1 protein-coding gene is annotated in these 278 nt (G+C 49.3%); it reads right to left on the bottom strand.

Annotated elements, in window-relative coordinates:
* Window positions 1-278: transposase (locus C5469_RS24725; protein WP_166311066.1), on the bottom strand; the 278-nt coding region annotated here is incomplete at both ends.

Raw genomic sequence — 278 nt, 5'->3', positions numbered from 1 at the left:
TTGTCGGGACAATTTGTGCTGGAAGTCAGCCCGGGCATTCGTCACTTTTTCATGGCATCGGGCTACAATTAACCGGGCTTTACCCCGATTTTTACTGCCTTTTCGTTTTCGGGAGAGCGCTTTCTGCCTACGCCGTAGATTTTGACTGGCCCGGATTAAATAGCGGGGATTGGCTTGTTTCCTGCCATCAGAATAGATAAGGAAGTGGGTTAACCCAAGGTCACATCCCGTGCTTTTGTCTGCATCAATCACATCAGGAGGAACCGGTGTTTCTTTGC

Origin of the sequence: Photorhabdus cinerea (assembly GCF_011189575.1) — a bacterium.
In the GTDB taxonomy this organism is placed as follows: Bacteria; Pseudomonadota; Gammaproteobacteria; order Enterobacterales; family Enterobacteriaceae; genus Photorhabdus; species Photorhabdus cinerea.
Note: the sequence above shows the minus strand (reverse complement) of the source record. Positions and strands in the feature narration are given on the sequence as shown.